Genomic DNA, 15,243 nt, shown 5'->3' on the forward strand with positions numbered 1-15,243 from the left:
GATGCCCGTGAGAGGACTCTATTGGAGGGAAGAAGCCGATGGACACATCTGTTTCCTCGCCGTCGGGCGAAGCCAAGTCCGCTGCCGAGGCGCGCTTCATCCATCTCCGGGTTCACAGCGCCTATTCGCTGCTCGAAGGGGCCTTGCGCGTCGAGCAGATCATCAAGTTCGCCAAGGCGGATGGCGCGCCGGCTGTCGGCATCGCCGATACCAGCAATCTTTTTGGAGCTCTGGAGTTCTCCGAAAAGGCATCGAAGCTCGGCATCCAACCGATCGTCGGCTGTCAGCTTGAAGTCTTCTTCGATGACGAGGCGACAGAGAGCCAGGGACCGCGTGACAAGGCGATGTTTGCCGGCTACCCGCCGATGGTGTTCATCGCCGCGACGGAGGAGGGGTATTCCAACCTCGTCGAAATCGTCTCGCTCGCCTATCTCGCCCATGACGGCGCAACCCGTCCCCACGTCCTCTTCGAATGGCTGGAAGAGCGCAGCGCCGGCCTCATCGTGCTGACCGGCGGCCCGAAGGGGCCGATCGGCACGGCCATCGCCGCCGGCAAGGCGAAGCTTGCGGAGGAGCGGCTGGAGCGGCTGCGCGTTCTCTTCGGTGATCGGCTCTATGTCGAGCTCCAGCGCCAGGAAGGTCGCAATCAGCGGGTCGAGGCAGAGACACTGCGTCTAGCCTACGAGATGGACCTGCCGCTGGTCGCCACGAACGAGCCCTTCTTCTTCTGCCCCGACGACTTCGAGGCTCATGACGCGTTGATTGCCGTCGCGTCGAACAAGCTGGTGAGCCAGGAGGATCGCCGCCGTCTGACGCGCGACCACTGCCTGAAGTCCCAGGCCGAGATGGCTGTGCTGTTCGCCGATCTTCCGGAAGCGCTGGAGAACACGATCGAGATCGCCCGGCGGTGTTCGTATCGGCCGAGAACGCGCAAGCCGATTCTGCCGCGTTTCGCCGGTGCGGATGCCGATCCCGAGGAAGCCGAAAGAGCCGAGGCGGCCGAGCTCCGTCGCCAGGCGAAAGAGGGCCTCGACAAGCGGCTCGTTTCCCACGGCATCGCTCCGGGGCGCACCGAGGAGGAGTATCGCGAGCGGCTGGAATATGAGCTCGGCATCATCGAGCGGATGAAGTTTCCCGGCTACTTCCTCATCGTGTCGGACTTCATCAAGTGGGCGAAGAGTCAGGGCATTCCGGTCGGTCCGGGGCGCGGCTCCGGCGCCGGCTCGCTCGTCGCCTATTCGCTCACCATCACCGATCTTGATCCGCTGCGCTTCTCGCTGCTTTTCGAGCGCTTCCTCAATCCTGAGCGCGTGTCGATGCCTGATTTCGACATCGACTTCTGTCAGGACCGCCGCGAGGAGGTGATCCATTACGTTCAGCAGAAATACGGGCGTGAGCAGGTCGGGCAGATCATCACCTTTGGATCTCTCCAGGCGCGCGCCGTTCTGCGCGACGTCGGCCGCGTGCTCGAGATGGCCTATGGCCATGTCGACAAGCTGTGCAAGCTTGTGCCGCAGAACCCGGCCCATCCGGTGACGCTTGCCCAGGCGCTGGAGGACGAGCCACGGCTAAAGGAGGCGCGGGAGAAGGAGGAGATCGTCGATCGCCTGATCTCCTTCGCGCTGAAGCTCGAGGGGCTGTACCGCCACGCCTCGACCCACGCCGCCGGCATCGTCATCGGCGACCGGCCGCTGTCGCGGCTGGTGCCGATGTACCGGGACCCGCGCTCGGACATGCCCGTCACTCAGTTCAATATGAAATGGGTCGAGCAGGCGGGGCTGGTGAAGTTCGACTTCCTCGGCCTCAAGACGCTGACGGTGCTGCAGACGGCGGTCAAGCTGATCGCGCGCAAGGGCGTAGCGATCAACCTGTCCAATCTGCCTCTTGATGACACCAAGACCTATTCGATGCTCACCAAGGGCGAGACGGTCGGTGTGTTCCAGGTGGAATCGGCGGGCATGCGGAAGGCGCTGATCGGCATGCGGCCGGACTGCCTCGAGGACATCATCGCCCTCGTCGCGCTGTACCGCCCCGGTCCCATGGAGAACATCCCCACCTATAACGCCCGCAAGCATGGCGAGGAGGAGCTCGAGATCATCCATCCGATGATCGAGCCCATTCTGAAAGAGACCCAGGGCGTCATCATCTACCAGGAGCAGGTGATGCAGATCGCTCAGGTGCTCGCCGGCTATTCGCTCGGCGAAGCCGATCTGCTGCGGCGCGCCATGGGCAAGAAGATCCGCGCGGAGATGGACAAGCAGCGCGTGCGCTTCGTGGATGGCGCTGCCAAGAACGGGCTTCAGAAGGCTCAGGCGAACACGATCTTCGATCTTTTGGCAAAGTTCGCCGACTACGGCTTCAACAAGTCGCACGCCGCCTGCTACGCGCTGGTTTCGTATCAGACCGCCTATCTCAAGGCCAATCATCCGGTCGAGTTTCTCGCCGCCTCGATGACGCTCGACGCGGGCAACACGGACAAGCTCAACGACTTCCGACAGGAGGCCATGCGCCTCGGCATAGACGTGGTGCCGCCATCCGTGCAGACGTCCTATTCCGCCTTCGAGGTGGACAACGGCCGCATCCTCTATGCCCTCGCGGCGATCAAGGGCGTGGGCGGCCATGCCGTCGACCACATCGTCGAGATGCGCGGATCGCGCCCCTTCAAGAACCTCGAAGATTTCTGCACGCGCATCGATCCCAAGATCGTCAACAAGCGCACACTGGAATGCCTGATCGCGGCGGGAGCCTTGGACTGCTTCGGCCACGACCGCTCGCTCCTTTCCGCCAATCTCGATCGCCTGACGGGCTATGCCCAGCGCATTCAGGACGCAAAATCCTCGGGGCAGTCGGACATGTTCGGCATGGCCGCCAGCGGCCCGGAGCCGCTCTATCTCGCCGAAGCACCGCTTTGGACGTCGTCGGAGCGGCTGCTGCGCGAGTTCCAGGCGGTCGGCTTCTATCTCTCGGCCCATCCGCTCGACGAGTATCGCTCCACCCTGCAGCGCCTTCGCGTACAGCCCTATTCGGAGGTGGTGACGAGTGTGAAGCGGGGGGCAAGCGCGGCGCGCCTTGCGGGCACCGTGACCGGACGGCAGGAGAAAAAGACCAAGACCGGCGGCAAGATCGGCATCGTCCAGATGTCCGATCCGACAGGGCAATTCGAGGTCGTTCTCTTCTCGGAAACCCTGACGACGTTTCGCGATCAGCTCGAACCGGGTGCCTCGGTGATCGTCACCGTTTCGGCGGAGCAGCGGCCGGAAGGCATCTCGTTCCGCGCGCAATCGGTTCAGTCGCTGGAGAACGAGGCCGTTCGCATGCAGAAGGCGCTGCGGGTTTTCATGCGGGATGCAACGCCCGTTCGGGCCGTGAGCTCCCAGCTCAAGACCGGCGGCGACGGCGAAATTTCCCTGGTGCTGGTGCGCAACGATGGCGAGCGCGAGGTCGAGATTTCCTTGCCGGGCCGCTACCGCGTCTCGCCTCAGATGGCGAGCGCCATCAAGGCGGCGCCAGGCGTTCTGGATGTGGAGCTCGTCTGATAACGGCAAGCCAAGCGAAGGAGCGTTTCGCGCTCTACCGGCCCGCCGAGGCGGCGCTCGAGCTATTCGTCGAACTGAAAGCGACCAATAGGCCGTTTGGTCGCCTTGAGAATGAGAGCCGCCATTGCTTCAAGCGTTGCATGAAGTCGTGCAATCGGCGTCTCAACTTTTCTCGCCATCATAGGGAAAAGATTCGCTCTTTCCGTTCTGCTTTTCGCTGGTCGTCGCGGCCCTTCCCCTGCGGAAGGTGATTCCGGTTTCGACAGATTGCAGGCCGAACCGTTCGCGAAGCTGATCGAGCGCCGCCTCGGCCTTGGCGCGACGCGCGAAGGACGGATCAACCAAATCGTCAGGGTCGGCGGTGGCAGCCGGAGAGAAAACGCTGCATCCAATTCCGATAAGGCGGAAGGGTGTGCCGTCGAGTTCCTTCAGAAGGAGCGCGTGGCCGGCGTGAAAGATGCGGTCGGCAAGCCGGGTGGGGGCCGCGAGGCGTCGGTTGCGAGTGCGGGTCTGGAAGTCGGCACCCTTGAGCTTCAGCGTCACCTCGCTGGCGGCCAGATCCGTCGCCTTGAGCCGGCGTGCGACCTTTTCGCTGAGACCGCGGAGAATCGGCACAAGATCCTCCGGGCCGGAAATGTCGCGGTCGAAGGTCGTTTCGCTGGAAATGCTCTTGGTTGGCCGGTCTGGCGTGACGCGTCGCTCGTCGACGCCGCGCGAAAGCCGCGATAGTCGCTGACCCATGGTGCCATAGCGCCGCATCAGGTCCTCCTCGCGCATTCCTTGAAGCTGGCCAATTGTCCGCAGTCCGTCGTGCGCGAGCTGCCGGTCGAGTGCCGCGCCCACGCCCCATATGGCCTTGATCGGCAGGGCGGCGAGGAAGGACAGCGTCTCTGCTCGCCCGATCACCGAAAACCCGCGAGGTTTCTGAAGATCCGAGGCCATCTTGGCGAGGAACTTGTTGTGCGACAGACCGACCGATACGGACAGGCCCAATTCCTGCTCGATCGATCGGGCGAAGCGGGCCAGGATGAGCGCCGGCGGCATCCGGTGCAGCCGTTCCGTGCCGGTCAGGTCAAGAAAAGCCTCGTCTATGGAGAGCGGCTCGACCAAGGGCGTCAAGGCGCGCATCCGTTCGCGGATCATGCGGCCGATAGCGGCGTATTTCGCCATGTCCGGCTTGATAACGACGGCTTCGGGACAAAGCTCGAGCGCCTTGAACATCGGCATCGCCGAACGCACGCCGCTGATCCGCGCGATATAGCAAGCGGTGGAGACGACGCCACGTTTGCCGCCGCCAATGATGACCGGTTTATCCGAGAGCTCCGGCCTGTCCCGCTTTTCGACGGATGCATAAAAGGCATCGCAATCGATATGGGCGATCGAAAGCTGCGCAAGCTCGGGATGCTGCAGGAGTCGGGGGCTCCCGCACCGGGCGCAGCGTCGTGCCGGCGCCGGTTGAACGACGAGACAGTCCCTACAAAATATGATATTCAGGTCGCTCATCGCGGAAACGTGTTTGGACAGCAACTGCTCAACGTGACGGCTGCTGACTTGCCTGAATCAGGATGCGTTGCCTGCCTTATAGGTTCCGCCAAGAACGGTTCTTGCTTCGACCACGCGCTGAGGGGAGTGCCCCGATTGTGCAGAAAAGTCGACAAGCGTCGGCTCGTGAGCCAGGATGAAATCGAGGAGACCCGGCAGGAAACCGGGATCGCGCGCCCGCCGGCGCAGATCTGCGACATCCAGTCCGCTTATAGCAAGAAAGCGACTGGTGAGCGAGGGATCGGCGGCGATGTACTGGAGCGCGGAAATCCCCACGGCCTCGGCCTCCTCTGGCGTGATGTTCTGTCGAGCGGGGCGTTGTCTCATTGTTAAGTCTTCCTGGCGTTTTGGCCTGCTTATACGAGCGATTCCCATTTCGTAAATGAACATGGGCTAGGGTTTCGACTGTGCGGCGTGAACAAGAACAGCCCGCTGCGGGCGCCGTTCTGTAATGGAGTATCGCGGACATGACGAAGACCGTGATGATCGTGGAAGACAATGAGCTCAACATGAAGCTCTTCCGCGATCTCATCGAAGCGCACGGCTACCGCACCGTCCAGACACGCAGCGGTTTGACCGCCGTCGAGCTGGCGCGCCAGCATAAGCCGGATCTCATCCTCATGGACATACAGCTTCCCGAGGTTTCGGGGCTCAAAGTGACACAGGATCTGAAGGCCGACAGCGAGCTGCATAGGATCCCAGTGATTGCCGTCACCGCCTTTGCCATGAAGGGCGACGAAGAGCGCATTCGGAAGGGCGGTTGCGAGGCCTACATCTCCAAGCCGATTTCAGTGGCCCCGTTCATCGCCATGATCAAGTCCTTCCTCGGCGACGCCTGAGGAGGGCGCCATGACCGGTCGCATCCTCATCGTCGATGATATCGAGGTCAATCTGCGCCTCCTAGAGGCTCGGTTGTCGGCCGAGTATTTTGACGTCGTGCGCGCCACCAGCGGCGCCGAGGCGATCGAGATCTGCCGGACGCAGGCGATCGATCTCGTTCTTCTTGATGTGATGATGCCCGGCATGGACGGCTATGAGGTTTGCCGGCGCCTGAAGGGCGACTTCAAGACGATGCACTTGCCCATTGTCCTGATCACGGCGCTGGATCAGCCATCCGACCGGTTGATGGGGCTCGAGGCCGGAGCCGACGACTTTCTGACCAAGCCGGTCAGCGATCTGCAGCTTTTCAGCCGTGTCAAAAGCCTGACGCGCCAGAAGCTCCTCACGGACGAGCTACGCATTCGCGCCGAAACCACGGTGGACCTTGTGGTCCGCTCGGACCTGGTGGAGCAGCTTCGGTCTTCCGGTCTGGATGGGCGGCTCCTGATCGTAGACGAGGATGCCAAAGCGGCGGAGCGTCTTGCGCGAACTGTCAGGGGGCAGCATTCAGGCACCGTTGCGGCGTCAGCGCCTGCCGCGTTCGCCGAGGCGGCGCGAATCAAGCCCGAGCTCCTCATCATCAACTTGTCGGCGCAGAGTTTCGATGGCCTACGGCTGGTTTCGCAGCTCAGGGCGGGAGAGTCGACACGCTCAATCCCGATCCTCCTCATCGGCGAACGTCATGATGAGGCGCGCATCGCGCGCGGCCTCGACCTCGGCGCCAACGATTATCTTCTGCGCCCGGTCGACGCCAACGAGCTGCTTGCGCGCACGCGTACGCAAATTCGCCACAAGCGATACGCGGACGGCTTGCGCCAAAGCCTGACGGAAACCATCGAGCTGGCGGTTCGCGATCCGTTGACGGGATTGCACAATCGGCGGTTCATGGAGAACCAGCTCGAGAAAGCCATGGAGCGTTCGCGGCGCGACGGCCGTCCGCTCGCCGTGCTGATTGCCGATATCGACCACTTCAAGCGCATCAACGACGAGTGGGGGCACGACGTCGGCGACTTCGTGCTCAAGCACTTCGCCACCACTATCACGGCGGCGCTGCGCGGCAGCGACCTTGCCTGTCGATATGGTGGGGAAGAGTTCGTCGTTCTGATGCCGGAAGCGGACGCACGCGTGGCGCGGCTGATAGGCGAGCGCCTGAGAATCAGCGTCGCGGAAAACCCGATCGACCTGTCCGGCCAGAGGGTCAACCTGACGGTTAGCGCCGGCTACTCGGTCTACGATCCGACACGAGACACGTCGGCCACGCTGCTTAAGAGAGCGGATGCGGCCCTCTATCTGGCAAAGAAGAATGGACGCAATCAGGTCATGGCCGAGGCCGCCTAAGCAGCGCTAGCCCGGCGTCCTTAACCATTCTTTACCAAAAAAACGTGCTTTCGAAGTGATTCGTTGATTTTGCGACTGGTTTGAGCGAGTCTGAGGGCGTGGATCACGGAGGGCGCTGTCGAGGCGCAAGAACCGTTACCCCATGGAATGCTCAGGTCCGCCGCATCTCCTGGGTCCCGTGGGGCGGCCGGTCGGCATCCGAATACGCGGTTTCCTCGTACCGCATCGGAATCGCCGACCGGCCACTGATCCGCTTTACCGTCATGCCGGACGCTTCGGTTGACGGACTTCCAGCTTCGCTTATCCCCGGCCATACTCCACACGGCGCGATTCGCAGCATCGTCCTTCGTGCATCAACTCAAACGTTGAAACGAGAGAAAGACGCGGCGGCAGGCTGCGCCAATGGCGAAGTGCCGATCGAATACGCAGGCCTGGGATAGAGTAGGGGAGCTCCTGGCGGTGCGCACGCGCGTCAGGAGATCAGCCAAAAACGCCGCCTGAACGGCGGCGTTAAGCAATCACAGCAGCACAAATACGACAACCAAAAACTTCCGGCCGATCCATGGCCGCAAGTCGAACCGAACGTAGCATCGTGCCTTTGCGGCGCGGACGCCTACTTGATCTTGGCTTCGCGGAACTCGACGTGCTTGCGCGCGACCGGGTCGTACTTGGTCTTGACCATCTTCTCGGTCATGGTGCGGCTGTTCTTGTTGGTCACATAGAAGTAGCCGGTGTCAGCGGTGCTGAGCAGCTTGATCTTGATCGTTGTCGCCTTGGCCATCTGTCAACTTTCCGTCGCTGTGCGTTCCGCCGCTCCGCATTCTTCCGAACATCGAAAGACCAAAGAGCTTGAGGACGCTTGCGGCTAATCCCGAATGAGCGGCGCCCTTCGCCGCGCGACCGATCCAAGATCGGCCATATCCCATCGACGCCAGTGGCAAAACCGCTGACGCTTCGGCGGCGCAAAGTACCGATAAGGTGGCTGAAGTCAAGCCTGACGACCGCCGAACACGAGGCGGACAAGGGTGAGAACGAGATAGACGCTGAAGAAGAGCGCCAGCGACCATGCGAATCCGTTTGGACCGGCGGCGTCCATGGCCAAGCCGATGGTCTGTGGCCCGATCAGCATCCCCAGAGCATAGCAGAAGATGAAGGCGGCGTTGGCGGATGCCAGTTCGGAGCCGGAAAGGCGGGCTCCGAGATGGGCCAGACCGACGGTGTAGAGCCCGGCGACGACGCCGCCCCAGATGAACAGCACGAACGCCATGACCCACCAGTTGGCGGTCAGCAGAGGCAGGCAGAGCGTGCCGACGAGCCCCACGAGGCTACAGACGGCGAGCAGGGTCCTGCGGTCACGCACCCGGTCGCTGGCGAGCCCGATCGGGATTTGCATGAAGACATTGCCGAGCCCGACGGCGGTCAGAAGTTGCGCCGCCGCGGATTCGGACAAACCGATTCGCACACCGAAGATCGGGAACAGCGCGAAACCCCCAGCCTCCACCGCTCCGAAGATCAGTACGGCCGCCGTGGCCGTGGGCACCGCATAGAGAAATCTCCAGAAGCTCCCACGCGCCCGTTCGGTGAGGCACGGCTGGCGGTTCCATGCCATGAACAGCGGAAGCGCCGAGGCGAGAATGACGCCGGAGCCGACGAAGAACGGCAGCGGCCCGTCGGCCCCTATTCGCGAGAAAATCCATGGGCCGATCGCGAAGCCCAGCGAGAGCACTGTGGCGTAAAGGCCAAGGACGAAACCGCGCCTCGCCGGCGGCGCCGCCGCGTTGATCCAGAACTCGGAGAGAACGAAAAGGGCCGTGATCGAGAAATGGAAGACAAGGCGCAGCGGGAACCACGTCCAGAACGGCACGAGATAATAGAAGCCAAGCCCGGATAGGGCGGACAGGACGATCGCCGCGAGCATGGCCGTTCGCACGCCGATGATCCGCGCGATGGGCGTCACCAACGGCGCCGCGATCAGCGACGCTATGCCGGCTACCGCCGTGTTGGCGCCGATGAGCGTCGCCGGAATGCCGCGTCGTTCCAGAATCACGCTCAGGAGCGGAAGCCCCAGGCCGAGCCCGAGCCCGACCGCGCTGATCGAGCCGATCGCGGCACCTGCCGAAAGCCAGTCTATCGACTGGATCTGCTGCTTGGCCTCGTGCGCCAGTTCCTTCGGCGTGCTCTGTTCCATGACCCGTTTTCGATGGTCTTCCATTGAAGGCGATACGGCGGCCCTAGCAGGCCCAAAGTGATGTGACCAGCGCGCGCTCGATCACCCCCCTGATCCTCAACCTCGCATGGGTCAGAGCCCACCTGGTAAGTCCACTCGCCGATACTCTTTCGGCGCGACGGAAGGATGACGGAAAGCGCAAGGGCGCGTCAGGCGAGTTCGTCCTCGGGGGCCGGCTCGGTCCCGCCGAAACCATGCATTCGCAGCGCCCATTGAAGCCCCACCGTCGCGCCTTTGACGGGCGGCAACATCGCCAGACAGAGGAGAAGCGTCAGCGTCGTCCAGACCGCGAGATGGACGCCCATCGACCAGGCAAAGAGGTCGTCGGCAGCCATGAAGAGCCCGACAATGAGATGGCCCACGATAAAAACCGTGATGTAGGGCGGCAGGTCGTCCGCCCGATGATGATGGATCGCCTCGCCGCAGGCGGCGCAGTGATCGACCGTCTTGAGATAGCTGGAAAAGAGCGCTCCCTCGCCGCATCGCGGGCACCGGCATTTCAGTCCCTTTAAAAGGGCGGGCCCAAGCGGGCGCGTCTCCTCCGAACCGGTACCGACGATCGTCTGTTCGATGAAATCGGTCAACGCCGCTTCCCCTTCGCCGGTTTGCCTTTGCGCTCGCCGGGCCGACTGGTGCGGCCGCGGCGGGCCTTGTGGAACGACTGGGTGGAGCGCGGAAGCTTGCGCGGTTCCGACAGCATCTCGAAGCGCATGGAACCCGCCATTGGAAGGGCCTCGACGAGACGAACCGTCACGGCGTCGCCGAGCCGGTGGCCTCGTCCGCTCCGCTCCCCGGAGATCGTCTGCGCGGCCTCGTCGAAGCGGTAATACTCGTTGCCGAGCGAGCCGATCGGGATGAAGCCGTCGGCCCCGAAGGTCGGGAGCGAAACGAAGAGTCCCGCCTTCGTGACGCCGGTGATGCGTCCCTCGAAGCTGTCCCCGATCCGATCGGCGAGATGATGGGCGATCAGGCGATCGACCGTGTCGCGCTCGGCCGCCATGGCGCGGCGCTCGGCTTTGGAAATTTCCTCGGCGGTCGTCTCGAGATTATCCTCGTCCTCTTGCGAGAGGCCGCCCTCGCCAAGATCGAGAGCCGTTATCAGCGCGCGGTGGACCACGAGATCCGCGTAGCGCCGGATCGGCGAGGTGAAATGCGCGTAGCGCATCAGGTTCAGCCCGAAGTGGCCGATATTGGAAGGCGAATAGGCCGCCTGGGACTGGGATCGAAGAACGACCTCGTTGACCAGCGCCTCATGCTCGCTTTCCTTCACCTGGCGAAGGATGCTGTTGAAATGGGACGGGCGCAACGTGCCGCTGCCGCCGAGCTTCAGATCGAGCGAGCGCAGGAAATCGCGAAGCGATTCGAGCCGCGAGAGCGACGGCGCGTCGTGGGCGCGGTAGATCAGCGCTTGCCGCCGCTCCTCCAGCGTTTCCGCCGCCGCCACATTCGCCTGGATCATGAACTCTTCGATGAGCCGATGGGCGTCGAGCCGCTGCGGCACCATGACGCAGTCGACGCGACCAGCCTTGTCGAGGACGATCTTTCGCTCGGGAAGGTCGAGGTCGAGCGGTTCTCGCCGCGCGCGCGCCTCCGCCAGCGCGCCATAGGCCGCCCAAAGGGTTCGCAGCAGCGGCAGAACACCGTCCGGCACGGCGCCGGCGGCGCCGTCGATGGCGGCCTGCGCATCCTCGTAGGCGAGCTTGGCCTGGCTCCGCATCATGATGCGATGGAAGCTGTGGCGGCGCTTATCGCCGGAGGCGGAGAAAATCATCCGCACGGCCATCGCCGGGCGCTCGACGCCCTCACGCAGTGAGCACAGGTCGTTGGATATGCGCTCGGGCAGCATGGGCACGACGCGATCGGGGAAATAAACCGAATTGCCCCTGAGGCGCGCCTCGCGATCCAGCTTGGAGCCAGGGCGCACATACCAGGAGACATCCGCGATCGCCACGGTGACGACGAAGCCGCCGGGATTTCCCGGATCGGTGTCGGGCTCGGCGTGAACCGCGTCGTCGTGATCCTTGGCGTCCGCCGGATCGATGGTCACGAGCGGCAGATTGCGCCAGTCTTCGCGCGGCGCCTCGAGCGGGGCGGGACCGGCGGCCTCGGCTTCCTTCAGAACGCCTTCGGGGAAGATGTGGGGAATGCCATGAGCGTGGAGCGCGATGGTGGAGATCGCCTTCTCGCTCTTCAGCGAGCCGACCACCTCGACCACGCGGGCGAAGGGGAGCCCCGCGCGATTGCGGCGCGAGGGCTCGACTTCGACGAGATCACCGTCCGCCGCCTCGCCTGCATCGTCGGGACCAATGGCATATTCCGGCTGGCGCCTGTCGACCGGCTCGATGCGCCCGCCGCCACCCGGCATTGGCCGAAACACGCCGAGCGCGACGCCTGTGCGTTTTTCGAGGACCCGGATGACACGCGCGATGCGAGTGCCATCCTCGTCCTCGGTGATGCGGGCGAGGATACGATCGCCGATCCCGGCGGCATGTCCATTGTCGCGATGCTGCCGGACAAGGAGACGCGGCCGGGGCCCGCGCTCGTCCTCGTCCCAGTTCGTAGGCTCGGCCAGAAGGTCGCCGTCGCTGTCCCTGCGGCGAATTTCGAGGACCGCGACGCCGGGCAGAGCGCCGGGACGGGAAAAGTTCTTGCGTCCGCCCTCGATCACTCCTTCCGCCTGCAGATCGGCGAGGATCTCCTTGAGAGCGAGGCGGTTCTCGCCCTTGGCGCCGAAAGCCTTGGCGATGTCGCGCTTGGACGAGCGAGTAGGATTGTCGGCGATGAACCGCAGCACCGCCTCGCGCGACAACTCCACGGGCGCTTTCGGCCTTGGCGCCATCTCTATTCGTCCCAGGGCGCGGTGTCGGACGCCGTTGCCGGTGCGACCTTAGGCTTCGAGGTCTTCGCTCGCGCCGGTTTCTTCGCGGGTGTCTCGGCGTCCTTTTCGCCCGCCTTCGCGGTCGCTGACTTTTTGGCGGCGGGCTTCTTGGTCTTGGACGCTGTCGATTTGGATGCCGCCGACTTGGCTCCCGACTTGGCTCCCTTGACGTTCGCGCCGGTCTTTTCGGCACGAGCCGTCAGCAGCGCGATCGCCTCTTCGAGTGTGACCGAAGCCGGGTCTTTGCCGCGCGGCAGCGTCGCGTTGATCTTGCCGACATTGACGTAGGGGCCAAAGCGTCCGTCCCGCACGGTGATCTCGCCGCCGAACTCGGGATGCTCGCCGAGCGTTGCGATCGCCGCGGGCGTCGCCCGGCCCTTGCCGCCGCGCTCCTTCTTCTCCGCGATCACCGTGACAGCGCGGTTGAGGCCGACAGTGAAGACATCCTCGATCGATTCGAGATTGGCATAGGCGCCGTCATGCTGGAGGAAGGGACCATAGCGCCCGAGGCCGGCCGTGATGGGCTTGCCGGTTTCCGGATGCAGTCCAACCTCGCGCGGCAGGTTGAGAAGCTTCAGCGCCTTCTCGAGGTCCATGTCCGCCACGGCCCAGCCTTTTGGCAAGGACGAGCGCTTGGCCTCCTTGCCTTCGCCTCGCTGGACATAGGGGCCGAAGCGCCCGACCCGAAGCGTCACGGCCTCGCCCGTGTCGGGGTCTGTCCCGAACTCCTGCGGACCATCGCTGGTCGGTGCCTCTCCGTCCGCGTCGGCGGCGAGATTGGTGCCGAGCTGGCGGGTGTAATTGCACTCCGGGTAGTTGGAGCAGCCGACGAAGGCACCATAGCGTCCGAGCTTGAGACTGAGCTGGCCGTTGCCGCAGCGCGGGCAGGAGCGGGGATCGGAGCCGTCCTCGCGTGGCGGGAAGACGAGCGGGCCGAGCTCCTCGTTGAGCGCGTCGAGAACGTCGGAAACGCGAAGTTCCTTCGTTGAATCGACGTGGCCCGAGAACTCGCGCCAGAAATCCCGCAGTACCTCTTTCCACGAGAGCTCACCCGCCGAGATTCGGTCGAGCTTTTCCTCAAGGCTTGCGGTGAAGTCGTACTCGACGTAGCGCTCGAAGAAGTTCTCCAGGAAGGCCGTCACCAGCCGGCCTTTGGCCTGGGGCAGGAGCTTCCGCTTGTCCTGAACGATATAGTCGCGGTCCTGCAGCGTCTGGAGAACGGCCGCATAGGTCGACGGACGGCCGATACCCAGCTCTTCCATCTTCTTGATGAGCGACGCCTCGGAATAGCGCGGCGGCGGCTCGGTGAAGTGCTGCGAAGCGGCGATCGCTCGGCGCGCCAACTCCTCGGCCGCCGTCATCGCGGGCAGGCGCGCCGACTCGTCGTCGTCCTCGCCTTCGTCCTTGTGATCGACATAGGCGGCGATGAAGCCGTCGAAGCGGATGACCGAACCCGTGGCGCGCAGCTCGGCTTCCTTGCCGCCATTGCGCGCGCTGATCTCGACCGTGGTGCGCTCCAATTCGGCCGCCGCCATCTGGCTGGCGATACCGCGCTTCCAGATAAGATCGTAAAGGCGAAGCTGGTCACGATCCAGAAAGCGCTCGACATCCTTGGGCGCGCGGCTGAACGCCGTCGGGCGGATGGCTTCGTGCGCCTCCTGGGCGTTTTTCGCCTTGGTGGAGTAATGGCGCGGGCTATCGGGAAGATACCGGGCTCCGAAGCTGTCGTTGATGGCGCTGCGTGCTTCGGAGACCGCCTCCGGCGCCATCTGAACGCCGTCCGTTCTCATATAGGTGATGAGGCCGATGGTCTCGCCGTCGAGATCGACACCTTCATAAAGCTTCTGAGCGACCTGCATCGTGCGCGAGGGTGAAAAGCCGAGCTTGGCCGAAGCCGCCTGCTGCAGGGTCGAGGTGGTGAAGGGCGGGCCGGGATTGCGCTTGGTGGGCTTCGCCTCGACGCTCAGGACGCGGAAGGCCGCGCCTTCCAGCATGGTGCGAATGCCGTTTGCCTCGTCGCCCGACTTCACTGTCAGGCGCTGAATCTTCTTGCCTTCGTACGCGGAGAGCCGCGCCGTGAACTCCTCGTTGCGCGATGTCGCGAGCTTGGCCTCGATCTGCCAGTATTCCTCCGGCTTGAAGCGCTCAATCTCCGCCTCGCGGTCACAGACGAGCCTCAGCGCCACCGACTGGACGCGGCCGGCGGAACGGGCGCCTGGAAGCTTGCGCCAGAGAACGGGAGAGAGGGTGAAGCCGACGAGGTAGTCCAGCGCACGGCGGGCGAGATAGGCGTCGACTAGGGGCTCGTCGATCTGACGCGGATTGGCCATCGCGTCGAGCACCGCCTTCTTCGTGATGGCGTTGAAGACCACGCGCGAAACCGGCTTCTTGCCCACGACCCGCTTTTGCCGCAGCACCTCGAGCACGTGCCAGGAAATGGCCTCGCCTTCGCGATCCGGGTCAGTTGCCAGAATCAGTGAATCGGACGCCTTCAATGCCTGCGCGATATCGGAAAGCCGCTTCTGGGAAAGTTTGGCAACCTCCCAGCTCATCTCGAAATCTTCTTCGGGGCGTACCGAGCCATCCTTGGCCGGAAGGTCGCGAACATGGCCGTAGGAAGCCAGAACCTTGTAGTTCTTGCCGAGATATTTGTTGATCGTCTTCGCTTTGGCCGGCGACTCGACGATGACCAGATCCATGTTCGTTAGGTCCTGAACGACAGGGGAATAATGAGACGTGCGCGCAGATGCGACGGCCGGGGTAACGCGCCGCGAAAGCCACGGCAAGCGTTCACATGGACAGTGCGACGCGGCCGGTCAACCCCAATCGGGATTTGAGCGTCG

The 15,243-nt window shown here is 63.7% G+C and carries 10 protein-coding genes; 3 read left to right on the forward strand and 7 right to left on the reverse strand.

Features of this window, described 5'->3' with window-relative positions:
• Nucleotides 1-38: 38 nt before the first annotated feature.
• The gene (gene dnaE / locus B5D38_RS01465) at nt 39-3,536 is read left to right on the forward strand and encodes a DNA polymerase III subunit alpha (protein ID WP_078706586.1); all 3,498 of its coding nucleotides are present in this window, start codon (nt 39-41) and stop codon (nt 3,534-3,536) included.
• A 162-nt stretch (nt 3,537-3,698) separates the two neighbouring features.
• Here dnaE and B5D38_RS01470 read toward each other — a convergent pair whose 3' ends face one another.
• Both B5D38_RS01470 and B5D38_RS01475 read right to left on the reverse strand, forming a co-directional pair.
• Nucleotides 3,699-5,039 (reverse strand): DNA polymerase IV, encoded by a 1,341-nt coding sequence (locus tag B5D38_RS01470; RefSeq protein ID WP_078706587.1) that lies wholly within the window; start codon nt 5,037-5,039, stop codon nt 3,699-3,701.
• Between the two features lie 57 nt (nt 5,040-5,096).
• Nucleotides 5,097-5,405, reverse strand: a complete 309-nt coding sequence (locus tag B5D38_RS01475; RefSeq protein ID WP_078706588.1) for a DUF3572 domain-containing protein — start codon at nt 5,403-5,405, stop codon at nt 5,097-5,099.
• Nucleotides 5,406-5,545: 140 nt separating this feature from the next.
• On the opposite strand from B5D38_RS01475, the gene B5D38_RS01480 reads away from it, so the two are divergent.
• A complete protein-coding gene (locus B5D38_RS01480; RefSeq protein ID WP_078706589.1) occupies nt 5,546-5,917 on the forward strand; it encodes a response regulator in 372 nt (123 codons plus the stop codon).
• 10 nt (nt 5,918-5,927) lie between these two features.
• Nucleotides 5,928-7,295, forward strand: a complete 1,368-nt coding sequence (locus B5D38_RS01485; protein WP_078706590.1) for a PleD family two-component system response regulator — start codon at nt 5,928-5,930, stop codon at nt 7,293-7,295.
• A gap of 613 nt (nt 7,296-7,908) precedes the next feature.
• Here B5D38_RS01485 and rpmG read toward each other — a convergent pair.
• The 5 genes from rpmG to topA all read right to left on the reverse strand — a co-directional run bounded on the left by rpmG (nt 7,909) and on the right by topA (nt 15,099).
• Nucleotides 7,909-8,076, reverse strand: coding sequence for a 50S ribosomal protein L33 (gene rpmG, locus B5D38_RS01490; protein ID WP_078706591.1), 168 nt, complete (start codon nt 8,074-8,076; stop codon nt 7,909-7,911).
• Nucleotides 8,077-8,283: 207 nt separating this feature from the next.
• The gene (locus B5D38_RS01495) at nt 8,284-9,483 is read right to left on the reverse strand and encodes an MFS transporter (RefSeq protein ID WP_078706592.1); all 1,200 of its coding nucleotides are present in this window, start codon (nt 9,481-9,483) and stop codon (nt 8,284-8,286) included.
• 188 nt (nt 9,484-9,671) lie between these two features.
• Nucleotides 9,672-10,106 (reverse strand): DUF983 domain-containing protein, encoded by a 435-nt coding sequence (locus B5D38_RS01500; protein ID WP_078706593.1) that lies wholly within the window; start codon nt 10,104-10,106, stop codon nt 9,672-9,674.
• Nucleotides 10,103-12,361 carry a ribonuclease R gene (gene rnr / locus B5D38_RS01505; protein ID WP_078706594.1) on the reverse strand — a complete coding sequence of 753 codons (2,259 nt, stop codon included), beginning with the start codon at nt 12,359-12,361 and terminating at the stop codon, nt 10,103-10,105. The genes B5D38_RS01500 and rnr overlap by 4 nt, the downstream gene beginning before the upstream one ends.
• A gap of 2 nt (nt 12,362-12,363) precedes the next feature.
• Entirely contained in the window at nt 12,364-15,099 is a 2,736-nt protein-coding gene (gene topA / locus B5D38_RS01510) for a type I DNA topoisomerase (protein ID WP_078706595.1), read from the reverse strand.
• Between the last annotated feature and the right edge of the window lie 144 nt (nt 15,100-15,243).

Origin of the sequence: Consotaella salsifontis (assembly GCF_900167365.1) — a bacterium.
Classification (GTDB): domain Bacteria; phylum Pseudomonadota; class Alphaproteobacteria; order Rhizobiales; family Rhizobiaceae; genus Consotaella; species Consotaella salsifontis.

Coding starts and splice junctions, on each gene's coding strand:
- B5D38_RS01470 (WP_078706587.1), bottom strand. CDS start 5,039: ATGAGCGACCTGAATATCATATTTTGTAGGGACTGTCTCGTCGTTCAA.
- rnr (WP_078706594.1), bottom strand. CDS start 12,361: ATGGCGCCAAGGCCGAAAGCGCCCGTGGAGTTGTCGCGCGAGGCGGTG.
- B5D38_RS01475 (WP_078706588.1), bottom strand. CDS start 5,405: ATGAGACAACGCCCCGCTCGACAGAACATCACGCCAGAGGAGGCCGAG.
- topA (WP_078706595.1), bottom strand. CDS start 15,099: ATGGATCTGGTCATCGTCGAGTCGCCGGCCAAAGCGAAGACGATCAAC.
- B5D38_RS01485 (WP_078706590.1), top strand. CDS start 5,928: ATGACCGGTCGCATCCTCATCGTCGATGATATCGAGGTCAATCTGCGC.
- dnaE (WP_078706586.1), top strand. CDS start 39: ATGGACACATCTGTTTCCTCGCCGTCGGGCGAAGCCAAGTCCGCTGCC.
- B5D38_RS01480 (WP_078706589.1), top strand. CDS start 5,546: ATGACGAAGACCGTGATGATCGTGGAAGACAATGAGCTCAACATGAAG.
- B5D38_RS01495 (WP_078706592.1), bottom strand. CDS start 9,483: ATGGAACAGAGCACGCCGAAGGAACTGGCGCACGAGGCCAAGCAGCAG.
- rpmG (WP_078706591.1), bottom strand. CDS start 8,076: ATGGCCAAGGCGACAACGATCAAGATCAAGCTGCTCAGCACCGCTGAC.